Annotated in this window: 15 protein-coding genes; 8 read left to right on the top strand and 7 right to left on the bottom strand. The window is 69.5% G+C overall.

Annotated elements, in window-relative coordinates; translation table 11 throughout:
• Positions 1–34: 34 nt before the first annotated feature.
• A complete protein-coding gene (locus ACYVKI_RS11520) occupies positions 35–814 on the top strand; it encodes a TVP38/TMEM64 family protein (protein ID WP_460690484.1) in 780 nt (259 codons plus the stop codon).
• A gap of 21 nt (positions 815–835) precedes the next feature.
• Here the strand turns inward: ACYVKI_RS11520 and ACYVKI_RS11525 are convergent, their stop codons facing one another.
• The 5 genes from ACYVKI_RS11525 to ACYVKI_RS11545 are packed head-to-tail and all read right to left on the bottom strand — an operon-like array spanning position 836 to position 7,134.
• Positions 836–1,705, bottom strand: a complete 870-nt coding sequence (locus ACYVKI_RS11525) for an HpcH/HpaI aldolase/citrate lyase family protein (protein ID WP_460690485.1) — start codon at positions 1,703–1,705, stop codon at positions 836–838.
• Positions 1,702–2,211, bottom strand: a complete 510-nt coding sequence (locus ACYVKI_RS11530) for a MaoC family dehydratase (RefSeq protein WP_460690486.1) — start codon at positions 2,209–2,211, stop codon at positions 1,702–1,704. The genes ACYVKI_RS11525 and ACYVKI_RS11530 overlap by 4 nt, the downstream gene beginning before the upstream one ends.
• Positions 2,208–3,389: an acyl-CoA dehydrogenase family protein gene (locus tag ACYVKI_RS11535; RefSeq protein WP_460690487.1), complete on the bottom strand. Its 1,182-nt coding sequence runs from the start codon at positions 3,387–3,389 to the stop codon at positions 2,208–2,210. Before ACYVKI_RS11535 ends, ACYVKI_RS11530 begins: the two co-directional genes overlap by 4 nt.
• 5 nt (positions 3,390–3,394) lie before the next feature.
• On the bottom strand, positions 3,395–5,497 hold the full coding sequence (locus tag ACYVKI_RS11540; protein WP_460690488.1) for an acetyl/propionyl/methylcrotonyl-CoA carboxylase subunit alpha: 2,103 nt from the start codon (positions 5,495–5,497) through the stop codon (positions 3,395–3,397).
• Positions 5,498–5,505: 8 nt separating this feature from the next.
• Positions 5,506–7,134 carry a carboxyl transferase domain-containing protein gene (locus ACYVKI_RS11545; protein ID WP_460690489.1) on the bottom strand — a complete coding sequence of 543 codons (1,629 nt, stop codon included), beginning with the start codon at positions 7,132–7,134 and terminating at the stop codon, positions 5,506–5,508.
• A gap of 88 nt (positions 7,135–7,222) precedes the next feature.
• On the opposite strand from ACYVKI_RS11545, the gene ACYVKI_RS11550 reads away from it, so the two are divergent.
• Positions 7,223–7,855 carry a TetR/AcrR family transcriptional regulator gene (locus ACYVKI_RS11550; protein ID WP_460690490.1) on the top strand — a complete coding sequence of 211 codons (633 nt, stop codon included), beginning with the start codon at positions 7,223–7,225 and terminating at the stop codon, positions 7,853–7,855.
• Positions 7,856–7,867: 12 nt separating this feature from the next.
• A complete protein-coding gene (locus ACYVKI_RS11555) occupies positions 7,868–8,017 on the top strand; it encodes a hypothetical protein (protein WP_460690491.1) in 150 nt (49 codons plus the stop codon).
• A gap of 54 nt (positions 8,018–8,071) precedes the next feature.
• On the opposite strand, the gene ACYVKI_RS11560 is transcribed toward ACYVKI_RS11555, so the two are convergent.
• Complete coding sequence (locus ACYVKI_RS11560) at positions 8,072–10,078, bottom strand: HNH endonuclease signature motif containing protein (RefSeq protein WP_460690492.1); 2,007 nt, start codon at positions 10,076–10,078, stop codon at positions 8,072–8,074.
• Positions 10,079–10,452: 374 nt separating this feature from the next.
• Here ACYVKI_RS11560 and ACYVKI_RS11565 point away from each other — a divergent pair, with 374 nt between their 5' ends.
• The 5 genes from ACYVKI_RS11565 (at position 10,453) to ACYVKI_RS11585 (ending at position 15,353) form a co-directional block, all read left to right on the top strand.
• A complete protein-coding gene (locus ACYVKI_RS11565) occupies positions 10,453–11,223 on the top strand; it encodes a hypothetical protein (protein ID WP_460690493.1) in 771 nt (256 codons plus the stop codon).
• Between the two features lie 352 nt (positions 11,224–11,575).
• Positions 11,576–12,562 (top strand): class II fructose-bisphosphatase, encoded by a 987-nt coding sequence (glpX, locus tag ACYVKI_RS11570; protein ID WP_460690536.1) that lies wholly within the window; start codon positions 11,576–11,578, stop codon positions 12,560–12,562.
• Positions 12,563–12,906: 344 nt separating this feature from the next.
• Entirely contained in the window at positions 12,907–13,854 is a 948-nt protein-coding gene (locus ACYVKI_RS11575; protein ID WP_460690494.1) for a trypsin-like serine peptidase, read from the top strand.
• 159 nt (positions 13,855–14,013) lie between these two features.
• Positions 14,014–15,000 (top strand): trypsin-like serine peptidase, encoded by a 987-nt coding sequence (locus ACYVKI_RS11580; RefSeq protein WP_460690495.1) that lies wholly within the window; start codon positions 14,014–14,016, stop codon positions 14,998–15,000.
• 77 nt (positions 15,001–15,077) lie between these two features.
• A complete protein-coding gene (locus tag ACYVKI_RS11585) occupies positions 15,078–15,353 on the top strand; it encodes a hypothetical protein (RefSeq protein WP_460690496.1) in 276 nt (91 codons plus the stop codon).
• Between the two features lie 3 nt (positions 15,354–15,356).
• Here the strand turns inward: ACYVKI_RS11585 and manA are convergent, their stop codons facing one another.
• The gene (gene manA, locus ACYVKI_RS11590) at positions 15,357–16,667 is read right to left on the bottom strand and encodes a mannose-6-phosphate isomerase, class I (RefSeq protein ID WP_460690497.1); all 1,311 of its coding nucleotides are present in this window, start codon (positions 16,665–16,667) and stop codon (positions 15,357–15,359) included.
• Positions 16,668–16,727: the final 60 nt, after the last annotated feature.

Raw genomic sequence — 16,727 nt, forward strand, 5'->3', positions numbered from 1 at the left:
AGCTCGTGGTCATGAGCGGCGTAGAGTAGAACCGATGAGTCAGGATCAGCCGGACGCGAGCTCCGCCCCCGACGACGACGTCCCCGACGACGACGTCCCCGACGACGCCGCTGCCGACGCCCCCTCGCCCAGGACCGGCCTGCAGTGGGGCACCTACCTGCGCAACACGCTGCTGGTGGTCGTGCTGCTGCTGATGCTCTGGATCGCCTTCAACGTGCGGCTGCCCTCGGTGGAGGAGCTGCGAGGGCATATGGAGGGGCTGGGATGGGCGGCCCGGCTGGTGTTCGTGGGACTCTACGCCGTGGTGGCGATGACCCCCATCCCGGTGACGATCATGGCGGTCACCGGCGGGCTGCTCTTCGGTGTGCTGGAGGGCAGTCTCCTCTCGATCGTCGGAGTCCTCCTCGGGTGCTGGGGCGCGTACTGGCTCGCCCGGGGGCTGGGCCGGGCCACAGTGGTGAGGATGCTCGGCACCCATGCCGCGACGGTGGAGAGGCATCTCGCCGACGCCGGCTTCGCGGCGGTGGCGACGCTGCGGCTCATGCCCGGGCTGCCGTACTGGCCGGTCAACTATGGGTCAGGGGCCTTCGGCGTCTCCCAGCGGGACTTCCTGCTGGCCGGGGTGGTCTCCACCATCCCCGGTCAGGTGTCCCTGGTGGCGGTGGGCGCGTTCGTCTCCGAACCCGGGGTCGTCCCCGCGGCAGTGGTGCTGAGCGCCTGGGCCGTGGTGATCACCATGACGATCTGGGCGCTGCGCGCCTGGAAGGGGACCTCCGCGCGTCCCCTGCCGGGCACACGGTTCCGCCGTGGCTGATCCGGCTGGCCGGAGTGCGGGTCATCGTCCCCGGGCGGTCTCCGCGCGGTGGACCACCCGCTCGGCGTGCCGGATCAGCGGCAGGTCCACCATGGCCCCGCGGAAGCGGAACGCCCCACCGTGATGCGGCACCGCGGCCAGCAGGGCGCGGGCGTGCTCCAGCTCCGCCTCGGTGGGGGCGTAGGCGTCGCGGATGATCGGCACCTGGGCGGGATGGATGCAGGCTTTGGCCGTCCACCCGCTGGCGGCGGCGTCGGCGGCCTCGGCCGCGAGGCCCTCAGTGTCGTCGATGTCGGCGTAGATCGCATCGATGCCGGCGGCACCGTGCGTGGCGGCGGCCAACAGCACCTGGGCGCGGGCCTGGCGGGCCACATCACGGTAGCGGCCATCGGGGCCGCGGGAGGAGCTGCCGCCGATCGAGGCGATGAGGTCCTCGGCTCCCCACATCAGCGCCACCACGTGCGGGTGGGAGGCGATCTGCTCCGCCCGGGTCACCCCGGCGGCGGTCTCGCAGAGACCGATGATCCCGGCCTCGGGCAGCGCTTCGGCGACGGCGGCGACGTCGTCGTAGGTCTGTGTCTTGGCCAGCATCACCAGTTCCACACCCGTGCCGGCCAACAGCTCCAGGTCAGCGTCGAAGGCGGCAGTCTCGGCAGGGTTGATCCGGACCACGGTGCGCTCCCGCAGCGCCTGCGCCTCTGGTGAGACGAGCGTCTCCAGGTGTGCGCGCAGGTGCTCGCGGGCGGCGGGCTTGTCCGCCTCAGCGACGGCATCCTCCAGATCCAGGATGACGGCGTCGGCGCGCTCGGCCGCCTTGGCGTAGCGCTCAGGCCGGTCAGCCGGGCAGAACAGCAGGGTCGGTCCGGTGGCCAGATCAGGACGCGGACTCATGCGGCACCTCCTGCTGAGCTCTGCCGGTGGGCCTCTTCGGAGACCCACAGCATCACGGAGCGGACACATTCGGCGACCACGGTGCCGTCCTGGTTCCGTCCCCGGTGGCGGATCGTGGCGATGCCCTGCCCCGGGCGGGAGGAGGAGGGCCGTGTGTCCAGGATCTCGGACTCCGAGTAGAGGGTGTCCCCGTGGAACAGCGGGTGGGGGAACCGCACCTCCTCGAAGCCCAGATTCGCCACGATGGTGCCCTGGGTCAGCTGCGCCACAGAGGCTCCGACCAGGGTGGAGAGGGTGAGCATGGAGTTCACCAACGGCTGGCCGAAGGGCTGATCGGCCGCCCAGTGGGCGTCGAGATGCAGAGACTGGGTGTTCATCGTCAGGGTGGTGAACCCGACGTTGTCCGATTCGGTCACGGTGCGTCCGGGGGCGTGCCGGTAGAGGGCGCCGGTCTGAAGCTCGTCCAGGTAGAGGCCGCGCTGCTGGATGATCTGCTGATCGTTCATGCGTCCATCATGCCCAGACTGCGTGCGATGAGCATCAGCTGCACCTCGGTGGTGCCCTCGCCGACCTCCAGGATCTTCGAGTCCCGGTAGTGCCGGGAGACGACGAACTCGTTGATGAAGCCGTAGCCGCCGAACACCTGGGTGGCGTCGCGGGCGTTGTCCATGGCGGCCTCTCCGGCGATCAGCTTCGCGATGGCGGCCTCGGTCTTGAACGGCTTGCCGGCCAGCATCCGGGCGGCGGCGTCGTAGTAGGCCAGCCGGGCGGAGTGTGCTCGGGCCTGCATGCGGGCGATCTTGAAGGAGATGGCCTGATTCGTGCCGATCGCGGCACCGAAGGTCTCCCGTTCCTGGGCGTAGCGGACGGATTCGTCCACACAGCCCTGGGCGGCCCCGGTGGCCAGGGCGGCGATCGCGATGCGGCCCTCGTCGAGGATGCCCAGGAAGTTCGCGTAGCCGCGGCCGCGCTCGCCGAGCAGGTTCTCCTCGGGGACCCGCACGTTGCGCAGCGTCAGCGGGTGGGTGTCGGAGGCGTTCCAGCCGACCTTGTCATAGGCGGGCTCGGCGGTGAAGCCGGGAGTGTCGGTCGGCACCAGGATCGTGGAGATCTCCTTCTTCACGCTCCCGTCGGCCCTGGTCTGCTCTCCGGTGACGGCGGTGATGGTCACCAGGGAGGTGATGTCGGTGCCGGAGTTGGTGATGAACTCCTTGGTGCCGTCGATGACCCATTCCCCGCCCTCGAGCACCGCCTTGGTGCGGGTGCCGCCGGCGTCCGAGCCGGCTTCGGACTCGGTGAGCCCGAAGCCGGCCAGTCGTGAGCCGCTGGTCAGCTCCGGCAGCCAGCGTTCCTTCTGCTCAGCGGTGCCGAAACGGTAGATGGGCATCGCGCCCAGGGACACTCCGGCCTCGAGGGTGATCGCCACCGACTGGTCGACCTTCGCCAGCTCCTCCAGCGCCAGGCACAGGGCGAAGTAGTCTCCGCCCTGGCCCCCGTGCTCCTCGGGGAACGGGAGCCCGAACAGGCCCATCTGTGCCATCTGGGAGACGACCTCGTAGGGGAAGGAATGGTCCTTGTCGTGCTGTGCGGAGACCGGGGCGACCACCTCCTGGGTGAAGTCGCGCACCGCCTCCACCAGGGCCTGGTGCTCGTCGCTGAGCACGTGGTTCATCGACTGCGGCATGGGGCTCAGTCCTCCTTCGTCGTGTGCGTCACCCGCGCCAGCACCTGGCCGAGCGACACCTGGTCCCCGGCGGCGACGACGAGGCCCGCCGTGCCGTCGAACGGGGCGAGCATCCGGTGCTCCATCTTCATCGCCTCGATCGTCACCAGCGGATCCCCGGCGGTGACCCGGCTGCCGTCCTCGGCGTGGACGGCGATCACCGTGCCGGGAAGCGGGGCGGTCACCTCCGGGAGCGCGTCGGTCAGCTCCGCCTCCCGCTGGGCCAGGGCGGTCGTCGTCTGGGTCTGCCGGTCCGCGACTGTGAGTCGCGCCGTCTGGCCGGCGGCCCACACCCAGGCCTCCGCACCGTCGGCGGCCAGCGCCATCGGCCGAGACCGGGCCTCTCGGGTCAGCAGGTGCGTGCCGGGTCCGGCCTCGGGTGACTGTGTGCTCTGCGGCGCCAGCGCGGTGAGGGCCGCGGTGCCGTCGAGCCGCACACCGGCGGTCAGCATCTGGCCGTCGGGGGAGCGGTGGGTGACCAGCAGGGTGGGCACCGCCTGGTCGGCCAGCCGCCAGCCATCGCAGGTCCAGCCGCCGGGGGTCCAGCCGTCAGGGGTCCGGGAGCCCTGCCCGACGCCATGCTCACCGCCGCCGCGGATGAGCAGCGCGGCGGCGGTGAGCATGTCGTCGTCGGGGCGGGGGAAGGTCAGCTCGGGCAGCCGACGTTCGATCAGGGTGGTGTCCAGGCGACCGGCACGGACGTCCTCATCGGCGAGGAGGCTGCGCAGGTAGGCCAGGTTGGTCTCCACGCCGAGCACCACCGTCTGTCCCAGTGCTCGATCCAGCCGGGCGAGCGCCTGGTCCCGGTCCGGGCCGGAAGCGATCACCTTGGCCAGCATCGGGTCATAGTCGACGCCGACGGCGAATCCCTCCCGCAGTCCGGAATCCACCCGGATGCCGGGCCCGCAGGGTTCCCGCAGGTGCAGGATCCGGCCCGTGGCGGGCATGAATCCCGCCTCGGGGACCTCGGCATAGACCCGGGCTTCGACGGCGTGGCCGGTGAGCTCGATGTCCTCCTGGGTGAGCTGGAGCGCCTGGCCCGCGGCGATGCGGATCTGCTGCTCCACCAGGTCGACTCCGGTGATCTCCTCGGTGACCGGATGCTCCACCTGCAGGCGGGTGTTCATCTCCATGAAGAAGAACTGGTCCGGCTGCGCGTCGGAGACCAGGAACTCCACCGTGCCGGCGCCGCGGTAGTCGACGCTGCGGGCCGCCTGGCAGGCGGCTTCGCCGAGCTGGGCGCGGAGCTGCTCGCCGTCGTCGGCGTCCCGCAGCAGCGGAGAAGGGGCCTCTTCGATGACCTTCTGGTGGCGCCGTTGCAGGGAGCATTCGCGCTCGCCGAGGTGGATGACGTGCCCGTCGGCGTCGGCCAGGATCTGGACCTCGATGTGCCGGGGGGAGCGGACCAGCTGCTCGATCATCAGCGAGTCGTCCCCGAACGCGGCCTGGGCGACCCGGCGGGCGGCCGGAAGAGCAGCCGAGAGGTCCTCGAGGTGTTCCACCACCTGCATGCCTTTGCCTCCGCCACCGGCGGAGGGTTTGATCAGTACCGGGAAGGGGACCTCAGCCGCCGCGGCGACGAGCTGGTCATCGCCCAGCCCGGGGGCGGAGACTCCGTCGACCAGCGGCACGCCGGCGGCGGCCACATGGTTCTTCGACCGGATCTTGTCGCCCATGATCTCCAGGGCGTGGACTCCGGGGCCGATGAACACCAGGCCCGCCTCGGCGCAGGCGCGGGCGAAGGCGGCGTTCTCGGAGAGGAAGCCGTAGCCGGGGTGGATGGCCTCGGCCCCGGTGGTGCGGGCGGCCTCGATCACGGCGGCGATGTCCAGATAGGAGGCGGACGCGGCGGCCGGTCCCAGGCAGACGGAACGGTCTGCCCTGCGGACGTGGGCGGCGTCGGCGTCCGCCTCGGAGTGGACCGCCACCGCGGTGATGCCCAACCGGTGCAGGGTGGCGATCACCCGGCAGGCGATCTCTCCGCGGTTGGCCACCAGCACGGTGGAGAACAGCGGTGTGGGGCGCGGTGTGGGGCGCGGTGTGGGGCGGGTCGTCTCGTGCTGCGGCATCTGGCCTCCTACATCCTGAACAGGCCGAAGGTCGAATCCGGCAGCGGGGTCCGCGAGCAGACCTCCAGCGCCATGGCGAGCACCCGGCGGGTGTCGGCGGGGTCGATGATGCCGTCGTCCCAGAGCCGGGCGGTGGAGTAGTACGGCTGCCCCTGGTCCTCGTAGGTCTGCCGAATCGGCGCCTTGAACGCGTCCTCCTCCTCGGAGCTCCACGTCTCGCCGGAGGCTTCCCGCTGGTCGCGCTTCACCGTGGCCAGCACGGCGGCGGCCTGTTCTCCACCCATGACAGAGATCCGGGCGTTGGGCCACATGAACAGGAAGCGGGGCGAGTAGGCGCGGCCGCACATGGAGTAGTTCCCGGCCCCGAACGAGCCGCCGATCACCACGGTGATCTTCGGGACCCGGGTGGTGGCCACGGCGGTGACCATCTTGGCGCCGTTCTTCGCGATGCCTCCGGCCTCGTAGTCGCGGCCGACCATGAATCCGGAGATGTTCTGCAGGAACAGCAGGGGGATGCCCCGCTGGTCGCACAGCTCGATGAAGTGCGCGCCCTTCAGGGAGGACTCGGAGAACAGGATCCCGTTGTTCGCCACGATGCCCACCGGGTGGCCGTCGAGGTGGGCGAACCCGGTGACCAGCGTGGTGCCGTAGTCGCGTTTGAACTCGTGGAAGGCGCTGTCGTCGACGATCCGGGCGATCACTTCGTGGACGTCATAGGGCTGGTTGACGTCCTGCGGGATGATGCCGTCCAGCTCCCCGGGGTCGTGTCGGGGCGGAGGAGCCACTGCGGCGCGCTCCCAGGCGGGCGGCCCGGGGGACGGCAGGGTGGCGACGATGTCGCGGAGGATCTGCAGGGCGTGGTCGTCGTCCTCGGCGATGTGGTCGGCCACCCCGGATTCAGCGGTGTGGACCTTCGCGCCGCCGAGCTCCTCGGGTGTGACGACCTCCCCGGTGGCGGCCTTCACCAGCGGCGGGCCGCCGAGGAAGATGGTTCCCTGGTTGCGGACGATCACTGACTCGTCGCTCATCGCCGGCACGTAGGCCCCGCCGGCGGTGCAGGAGCCCATCACTGCGGCGATCTGCGGGATGCCCTGCGCGGAGAGCTGAGATTGGTGGTAGAAGATCCGGCCGAAGTGGTCCTCATCGGGGAAGACCTCGTCCTGCAGGGGCAGGTACGCGCCGCCGGAGTCCACCAGGTAGAGACAGGGCAGACGGTTCTCCGCGGCGATCCGTTGGGCCCGCAGATGCTTCTTCACCGTGATCGGGAAATAGGTGCCGCCTTTGACGGTGGAGTCGTTGCAGACCACCATCACCCGCCGACCGTGGACCAGGCCGATGCCGGTGATGATGCCGGCCCCGGGGGAGGCGTCGTCATACATGCCATGGGCGGCCAGGGCGCCGATCTCGAGGAAGGGACTGCCGACGTCGAGGAGCCGGTCCACGCGCTCGCGGGGGAGCAGTTTGCCGCGCTGCTGGTGCCGTTGCCGAGATTTCTCCGAACCGCCCTGGGCGGTGCGGCGCAGCGTCTGGAGGAGGTCCTCGCGCAGATGCTGGTTCCGCCGGGCATTGGCCTGGAAGATCGCGTCCCGGGGGTCCACGGTGCTGCTCAGGGTGTGCGAGATGCCCCGTGGCTCCACGTGTCCTCCTGCTGTGCGGCGGGTCCGGTGTCCAGTAGATTTGAGTGAACGATTGTTCACTGAAACCGACTCTAGTGGCGGTGCTCACATGATGTCCATCCCCGACGCCGAGCCGGAGGAGAGGCCCGGCGAGCCGCGGACCCGTCGTCAGCAGGACAAGGTGCGGCGCCGGCAGGAACTGCTGGCTGCGGCCGGGCGGCTGTTCGGCACGCGCGGGTTCTCCGCGGTCACCCTGCGCGACGTCGGCGCGGAGGCGGGGGTCACCGCACAGGCGATCTACCGGCATTTCGCGAGCAAGGAGGAGCTGCTGGCTCAGCTCCTGCTGGAGGTCAGTGAGGGCCTGCTCGCCGGGGGTGCACGGATCATGGAGGGTGCGGGGGACCCCGGGGAGAGGGTGGACCGGCTGATCGACTTCCACGTGGAGTTCTCGCTGCGCAGTCCGGGTGTCATTCGGATCCAGGAGCAGGAGCTGCCGCGGATGGGGGAGGAGCCGCGGCACCTGATCCGCCGTCGTCAGCGCGAGTACCTGGACCTGTGGGTGGCGGCGATGGCGGATCTGCACGGTGAGGAGTCGTCCTCGGCGTTGCGGCACCGGGCGCATGCGGTCTTCGGCCTGATGAACTCGACTGCTCACTTCGGCGGAGAGCAGGCGGTGAGGCGTGATTCCGGCGCCGTCGAACACCTGACGATGCTGGCCCGGGCCGTGGTGCGGGCACGCTGAGGATGGCACCCCGTGGCGGGCATGACCTTCCACACCCGGGAGCAGGTGGAGGCGGTGGTGGCCGGGCTCGAGGTCCTGCAGCTGCAGGAGCATGAGTTCGACAGGCCCAGTGGCCGGGGCCCGAAGCACTGGCATCGCTACGACGTGATCGCGCGCAGGTGAGGACGATCTGCTGCCGCGGCGGTTAGATCCGGGTGGGGTCAGATCCGGGTGTGGTCAGATCCGGATGCGGGCGGTGCAGTGGAGCAGATCGACGGCCCCGCGGAGGGGAGCAGCACCATGGGGCAGGGAGTCGTGCAGGGCACGCTCGAGCGGGGAACGGTGTTGCCGGTCGTGCCGGTGGTGCCGGTGGTGGTGCCGCCGAGATGGCCGAACCTTCTCGGACGAGCCCGGGCCCGGTGGGCTGGGGTCCGGTGGGATGGGGCCTGACGGGGCATGTTCCGAGGGGGCTGGTGGTCTTGCCGTGGGTTCGGGTGGCACTGGTTCGGCTGTCGGGGGTTCGGGTGACACTGGTTCGGGCAGTGTGAGGTGTCCGTGGGATTTCAGTCGGTGGTGCCTGCGGCAGAGTGCTTGGAGGTTGTTCCCGGTGGTGGCCCCTGCCGGGTAGGGCAGTCGGTGGTCGAGATCACAGCGGGGTACCGGGGTCTCGCAGCCGGGGGCTCGGCAGGTGCCGTCGCGGAAGGTGATCGCGTCTCGCAGCCGGGCCGGGGCGTAGCGGCCGGTGTAGGTGATCGAGAGGATGTCAGCCTCATCGTCGGTAGGGTCCAGCCCGTCGGAGCCGGCAGGATCTTGAGTCGGCTGGTAGCGGGCCTGGTACCAGTCATGACTGGCGCCGGCACCTGTGCCGGGGCGTGCGTCGGTTCCGTCGGTGCTGGTGGGCGGGGTCTGGTCTTGGGCGGCCAGGTGGCGGGCATCCTCAGGCGGGATCACCCATGTCCGGTCTGCACTGACCCCAGGGGCCTGGGAGTCTCCGGTCAGGGTGGCCTCGGGGATCATCACTGCGATCTTCGCCTCGATCGCAGCACCGTCGACTCGGCCGACGAGCAGCCACGCGGTGAACAGGTCTGCTTCCCGTTGGGCCAGGGTCCTGAGATCAGAACAGTCAGCATCATCGGGGGCCAGTTCGAGCCGGTCTGCATCCCCTGGGGGCGGGGTATCTCCGGGGAGGATCTCCGGGCCGTCCTGGACCTGAACAGGGACCACGCTCTGGCCCCGATCCAGGCCCCGATCCAGGCCCTGCTCCTGGCCCCGATCCGGGGTCTGGTGCTGCTGCTGGGCAGAGTTCTGCCCGGGGTCCTCGTCGAGCGTTCCCGGAGCAGGCAGCTCAGGATGCTCGACGGGCAGGTGCTCCTGAACCTGGGCCTGGCGTTGGGTGACTGCCCCGGCGGGATGGTCTTGGGCGTGCGCCGCTCCAGTGTGTTCTGCTCCGGTGCCCGATGCTGCGGCTGGGTCGTCTCCGGTGTGCGCTGCTCCGGTGTGCTCTGCTGTGGTGGTGTGGAGTCCGGCCGGGACGGGAATCGGGTGCTGCTGTCCGCGGGCGGCGGCACGGAGCCGGTTGGCGATCGCCGCGGCCGCTATCGTGGGCAGCCGGGCTTCCAGGTAGCTCATCGCGTGATCATCATGCTGGACCCTGACCCATCGATCAGCCCGGGCGGCGGCGCAGTCAGCCGCGTACTGGGCGGGGTTCAGACCTGCGGTGTAGCGGCGTAGCCAGGACCGCAGCTCCCCTGGGGTCAGCCGGGTCGCGGCGTCTGCGGCGGCCGCATCCAGGTGTTCCACATCGGCCGGACGCAGCAGGGTCTGACTGGCCCGGGCGATGGCGCGCATCCGGGCGGTGTCGACCACCCCAGAGGAGTAGACCGCCCAGGTGGCCGGCATGCTCGCCCGGGTGGTCCGGGCTGCGGTGAGGATCCCCAAGGCGGCGGGCTCACTGACACCGAGGGTCAGGGCGGCATTTCGGGTGGCGGCGTCACTGGCGGCGCGGCGTTCATGGAACCCCAGTCCGAGATTCTCGGCTTCGCGGTTCCGCCGGTCTTGGTAGGCCAGCAGGGCGGTGACTGCACGGGCTTCGGCTTGGCGGGAGGTGATCAGCAGCTCGTAGCCGGTGGTGAGTTCGGGTTCGTCGGCGAGGTGGGCGATCCGCTCCGGCAGCACACCGGCACCAGCACCACCGACGGCGGCGCCGTCGTCGCGCCTCTGGTTGTTCCGGTGCTGGTGTTCCATGTCTCCCACGCTATCCACCCCCTATGACACGCCTTCCGGACCGTGCTCCGGACCGTGCTCCGGACCATCCTCCGAACTCTGCTCCGAACTTCTTCCTCGCTGTCTGGATCCGCGGCATCACCCCGATCCGGGCCCGCCGAGAAGCAGTGTTTCCTTCATGTCTTCCAGGGTGCCAGGCACCCCTGACACGTCTCGTACTGCGGTCTCCCGATCGGCGGGCAGCCGGATCCGGGGCAGCTCGATCGGGGGTGTTGCCACCCGGAGGGCGGTCACGCTTCGCAGAGGAGGGAGAAAACATGAAGGAGCCCTCTGTCCCCGAGGGCCGGTACTGTGGGAACCGTGATGCTCACCGTTGATGAGAGGAACCACTGGCTATGGCACTGCGTCACAACTGTTCGTCACTCGCTGTCGCAGCTGCACTTGCGGCGCTGCTGACCTCCGCCTGTACTTCTGCCGATGCCGGTGCCGATGCCGCCGCGGGAGCCGCTCCTGGTGAGGAGGAGTCCGCCGAGAATCGCAGCCAGGTTGACGAAGGCCGCACTGTGCCGCTCTCCGAGGAGCACCTGGCTGAGGGCGTCGAGATGCCCGACGGGTGCGCGGACGAAGCCATCTACGTGGAGTCGGGCACGACCATCCGAGAGCACGACCTGGTCCACATGTGCCCCGCTGAGCCTGCTGATGATCGCGAGTTCCGGCCGAGCCAACAGATCATCGACACAGGGGACGGGCTAGATGTCCGGTATCTGCCCGGTCAGGACGGGGCCGGTGTCGAGGTCCACCACCTCCATTGTGAAGATGAAGAGGCCCTGGCAGAGAAGGCGGCCCATAATGGCGAAAGCCAGCCGGTCGGATGGCCTCAGGACTGGGACGGCACCGGAGCCATGCCGGACCCGTACTGTCATCCGGACTACTTGGAGATCGGCGAGTGGAACGACCTGGAAGCCCACATGGCCTGCTGGGAGGGCATCGAAACATCGACGATCGGTGACACCGGACAGTCGCAGGACGAGATCGACGAGGCTCTCTGGCAGCAGTCCCAGGCGCGCGCCAACTGGGAGCAGCCCGGAATCGAGACCTGGGATGACATGGGCATGAGCCCGGCCGGGGCCAGCCCGGGATGCGGCGCCTCCTACGAGGACCCCTGACACGGACGATCGACGCTGACGATCGATGCCCCGGACGCGCGGGACGTCGCCAGCGCTGCGCCGCGCAGTCCGGCGCTGATGAGCGCCTCGAGAGCACCCCGACCTCACCCCGGCGCAGCGCCGAGGTGAGCAGAACCTTACATGTCATAGGCGTCTGTACCCGCTGGTCACCAGGCCCTCCGGGCACGTCCCGCGCTATCATCGAGGCACCGACAGCAACGGGCGGCGACGAGGCCGCCCACGGCGAGACGAACAGGTGGCTGACGACGTGTCCAACGAGTCCGAGACTGCAACGACGACCCCCGCCCCCAGCGCCGAGAGCCCACAGGACTTCTCCCATCTCTCTCCTCGGCTGGCGGTCGGGGACTCCGAGCCAGACCGTAACCTGGCCCTCGAGCTCGTCCGGGTGACCGAGGCCGCCGCCATCGCTGGCGGCGCGTGGGTCGGCCATGGGGACAAGAACGGAGCCGACGGGGCCGCGGTCGATGCCATGCGATCCCTGCTCGACACGGTGAACCTCAACGGGGTGGTCGTCATCGGCGAGGGCGAGAAGGACGAGGCCCCGATGCTCTTCAACGGGGAACGCGTGGGTAACGGAGCGGGTCCGGAGGCCGACGTCGCCGTGGATCCCATCGACGGGACCCGGCTGACCGCTCTGGGCTACAACAACGCCTTGGCTGTGCTGGCCGTGGCCGAGCGCGGCTCCATGTTCGACCCCTCCTCGGTCTTCTACATGGACAAGCTGGTCACCGGCCCGGAGGCGGCTGACATGGTGGATCTTCGCCTGCCGGTGAAGCAGAACCTGCACCTGATCGCGAAGGCCAAGGGCAAGCGCATCAATCAGCTCAACGTCTGTGTGCTGGACCGTCCGCGCCACGCCCGGCTGGTGGAGGACATCCGCAATGCGGGCGCCCGCACCCGGTTCATCATGGACGGCGACGTCGCCGGCGGCATCGCTGCGGCTCGTGAGGGCTCCGGTGTGGACGCGCTGATGGGCATCGGCGGCACTCCCGAGGGCATCGTCACCGCCTGTGCGATCCGCGCGATCGGCGGCGTCATCCAGGGGCGTCTCGCCCCCACAGATGACGCAGAGCGCGAGGCGGCGGCCGCCGCGGGTCACGACGTCGACGACATCCTCTCCACCGAGCAGCTGGTCACCTCGGACAACTGCTACTTCGCGGCCACCGGCATCACCGACGGTGACCTGCTGCGCGGGGTGCGCTACGAGGGCGAGCGGGTCACCACTCAGTCGATCGTGATGCGTGCCAAGTCCGGCACGGTTCGCACGGTGGAGGCTGAGCACCAGTCCCGCAAGTGGGAGACCTACATCCGCAGCTGAGACGGCGGCTGCCCTTCCCGACGCAGCTCTCCGCCACCGAGCGGCCATGTCAGGATCCCCGTCCATAGACAGTGCTTGCCCGTTTCAGTCCGAACACTTCTGTGCCGCGTGATCCACCGGCAGCGACGGGAGCCCTTCCTGGCCCGCTGACCGGCTGCTAGCGTGACCCGCGTCATGGTCTCGCACAGGAGACGCCATGGCGGTTTCACGGTGGCACCCAGGGGGTGCGTGGGAGGAGAAGGTCAATGGTTCACGGTCGAATGTCCGGTGCAGCGGCAGCTCTGGCCCTTGGGGGCTTGCTTGTGGTGTCAACGGGGGGTGGCGCCCCGACGGTGCACGCCTCAGTGCCGCTGGATGATCTGACAGGCTCGGTCCATGACCGGGTGAGCAGCGTGGTCGAGGGGGTGGAGGTCCCGGCGGCGGAGCAGGTGCAGGCTCATACCTACTGGACGCCTGAGCGCATGGCGGAGGCTCGTCCGCCGGTGCCGGATGTCGCGGAGAACCGCGTACGCTCGGTCGACGACTTCTTCGCCGAGATCCACCAGAGTCTGCCACGAACAATCTCCTCCGCCTCCTCTGTCTCAGCGGCCTCCTCCGCCGCGACATCGCCGCCGGTGGTGCTCGCCGGATCGCGCAGCAGCCAGGAGGACCCGTCGACGGTTCCGCATGTCGGGAAGGTGTTCTTCTCCACCTCGGCGGGGGATCAGGTCTGTTCGGCGAACCTCGTGGCCTCCGAGAACCGCTCGACGGTGGTCACCGCTGGTCATTGCCTCCACGAGGGCGCCGGGGGTGATTTCGCGCAGAACTTCGTCTTCGCTCCTGCCTATGACGATGGTGAGTCCGAGCATGGCCTGTGGGCGGCCCGGTCGCTCTCCACCTCGTCCGCGTGGGCGCAGGCCAGCGACCTCGAACATGACTATGCCTTCGCGGTGCTGGAGGTCAAGGACGGGGAGACGGTCGAGGACGAGGTCGGTGCCGCCTCCTCCATCGCGTTCAACCAGCCGCGCGGACTGCACTACACGGCCTACGGCTACCCTGCGGCCTCGCCCTACGATGGTCAGTCGCTGCGGAGCTGTGAGGGTCAGGCTGAGGACGACCCGGGTGGGCGCAGCACTCAGGGCATCTCCTGCGACATGACGGGGGGTGCCTCCGGTGGGCCCTGGTTCTTGACCGACGGGGGCGCGCAGAACTCGATCAACTCGTACAAGTACGACGCCGACCCGGACTCCATCTACGCGCCGTACTTCGGCGATCGCGCTGAGGCGCTCTACGACCACGCCTCCACGGGCTGACGTCTGGCGAATCTGTCATCTCGCTCACGAAGTGACTTCTGAGTTAATTTCTTCTCGCAACCTCTTCACAGATGTGAACTACGTTGCTAACGTGTCGCACGTCACGGCCTCAACCCCGGTCGTGGCTTCGCAATGACACTCCTGAAAGGGGAGAAGACTATGAAGTTCAGGCGAATCATGAGCCTGGGAGGCGTCCTCGGACTGGGCGCGGCAACGCTGGTGACGGCCACCCCCGTCGCGGCGGACTCGGAGCAGATGGCTGCTGATGCATGGGGCGGCGCCGACGCGGTGCAGGGCCCCGTCGAAGTCGACGTGGTGCCCGACGAAGAGCAGAGCGAGGCCGAAGAGTACTGGACTGAGGAGCGGATGGCCGCCGCCGAGCCGGTCGAGCCGCAGATCGTGGAGGAGGTCGACCAGGCCACACTGGAGGACATCTTCGCCGAGTTGGAGTCGGCCAATCCGCGGACGGTCCAGCCGCACCGGAGCCAGCAGGAGAGTCCTGCTGACAGCCCGCACATCGGCAAGGTGTTCTTCTCCACCTCTGAGGGGGACTTCGTCTGCTCCGCGAACATCGTCGCCTCGGCCAACCAGTCGACAGTGTCCACGGCCGGCCACTGCCTGCATGACGGCGCTGGAGGATCCTTCGCCGAGAACTTCGTCTTCGCACCGGCCTACGACTATGGCGAGTCCCAGTACGGAGTCTGGGCTGCGGAGGAGCTGGTGGCCTCTGCGCAGTGGGCGAACCACGGAGACTTCGAGCACGACTACGCCTTCGCCGTGCTGGAGACCAAGAACGGCACCACTGTCCAGCAGGAGGTCGGCGCGGCCTCGGCCATCACCTTCAACCAGCCGCGCGGCCAGTACTACACCGCCTACGGGTACCCGGCGGCCCGGCCGTTCAACGGCCAGGAGCTGCACAGCTGCCAGGGTACGGCCACCGATGACCCGCTGGGCAGCAGCACCCAGGGCATCCCCTGTGACATGACCGGTGGTTCCTCCGGGGGTCCGTGGTTCCTGGGCACCGACTCCGGCGGGGCGCAGAACTCGGTGAACTCCTACGGGTACAGCTTCCTGCGCGATGTGATGTTCGGACCGTACTTCGGCAGTGAGGCCGAGAGCGTCTACGACTACGCGTCCACCCGCTGAGGAAGGCGTATCATCGGGGCCATCCCGCCGGGCGACGGTGCCTGGCGGGATGCGCCCCACATCGGAGAGGGACACTGATGACCACTGCCGAGGGCCCCGGACGCCCGCACCAGGACGATGCGCACCAGGACGATGCGCACCAGGACGATGCGCACCAGGACGACGACGCGACAGCGACTCCGTGCCGCGGGGAGCGCCCGCAGGCGCCGCCCTCGGGGGCGGTCACCCAGAGGTCCGAGCAGTCGCCGGGGGAGGCGCGGGCCTACTGGACCCTCCGGCGTCGTCGGGAGGCGAAGCCCCCCGAGCTGGTGCGCGAGGCAGAGGTTCCGGAGGATCCCTCGGAACAGGGCTGAGGATCAGCGGCCCGGCGCGTTGACCGGGTTCCCCGGGGTCGCCAGGAAGGCCTCGGCCGACTCCTGCTCGGGGTCGCTCAGGCGCAGCCGCACCGTCTCCTGCGTGCTCAGGAACGCCGACTCCCCGGCGCGCAGCTCCAGCACACCCTGGCCCGGGCACTCGTGGTCCTGGCCTGTGGCCGCCTCGGCGTCGGCACGGTCCACCCGGATGGTGCCCCGCAGGCACAGCAGGATCCCCGGCCCTTCGGCGCGGACATGTACCTCTGCGGGGCCTTCCGCGGCGCCGAGATGCAGCCGTTCCAGCTGAAACTCGTCGCAGTCGGGGGCGTAGCGGACATGGCCCGGGCCCACCGGCTCCGGCTCGAACAGCGGCACCGGCAGCACCGTGGCGTCGGTGACCGCCAGCAGTTCGTCCACATCGATGTGTTTGGAGGTCAGCCCTCCACGCAGCACATTGTCCGAATTGGCCATGATCTCCACGGCCACACCGTGCAGATAAGCATGGAGGTTCCCGGCCGGGAGGTAGAGCGCCTGCCCGGGGGAGAGGTCCACCCGGTTCAGCAGCAGCGTGACGATCACTCCGGGGTCACCAGGGAAGGCGGTCGCGGCCCGGGCCAGCGTGTCCGCGGCCGAGGGGCTCAGGCCGATGCCCTCCACCAGGTCGACGACGGCGTCGGCCGCCCGGGCGAAAGCGGCGCGATCTCCGCGCAGGATCAGTTCCAGAGCCTCGGCCAGCCAGCCTCCCCGCACCAGGTGGTGCAGCCGGTCCAGGGCCTCGGTCACCTCAGCCGAAGCCGTCTCAGTCCTAGTGCCTTCACCGCGGGAACTGAGGCCCGGGCGGGCTGCCAGCAGATCGCGCAGTGCGGCGACGTCGGCGGCAGCTTCGGCCCCGGGGCGGAACCCGCACAGGGCGGAGAAGTCCTCCACGGCGACGAGCAGCTCCGGCTTGTGGTGGGTGTCCTTGTAACTGCGCTGCGGAGAGTCCAGGGGGACCCCTGCGGCCTCCTCGGCGGCGTAGCCGGCCCGGGCGCGTTCCCGGGTGGGGTGGGTCTGGATCGACAGCGGCTGGTCGGCGGCCAGCACCTTGAACAGGTAGGGGAATCCGCCCTGCCGGACGCGCAGCTCGGGATGCTGGGCGCACAGGGCGTCCAGATCCGTGGGGGACTCATCGAGGAGCACCTGGGACGGAGCCGCGGGGTGGGCGCCCATCCAGAGCTCGGCCTGCGGGCCGTCAGCGGGCAGGCCGAAGAGGCGGCTGAACGCCGTCGTCGAGCCCCAGGCGTAGTCCCGCACCGGGTTGGTCATCCTGAACATCGCCAGAACACTACCAGCGGGCGGCGCGCATCCTGACCGATTCCGGTGCTCACCCAGGGA

The sequence above is a fragment of the Nesterenkonia suensis genome (genome assembly GCF_054782935.1).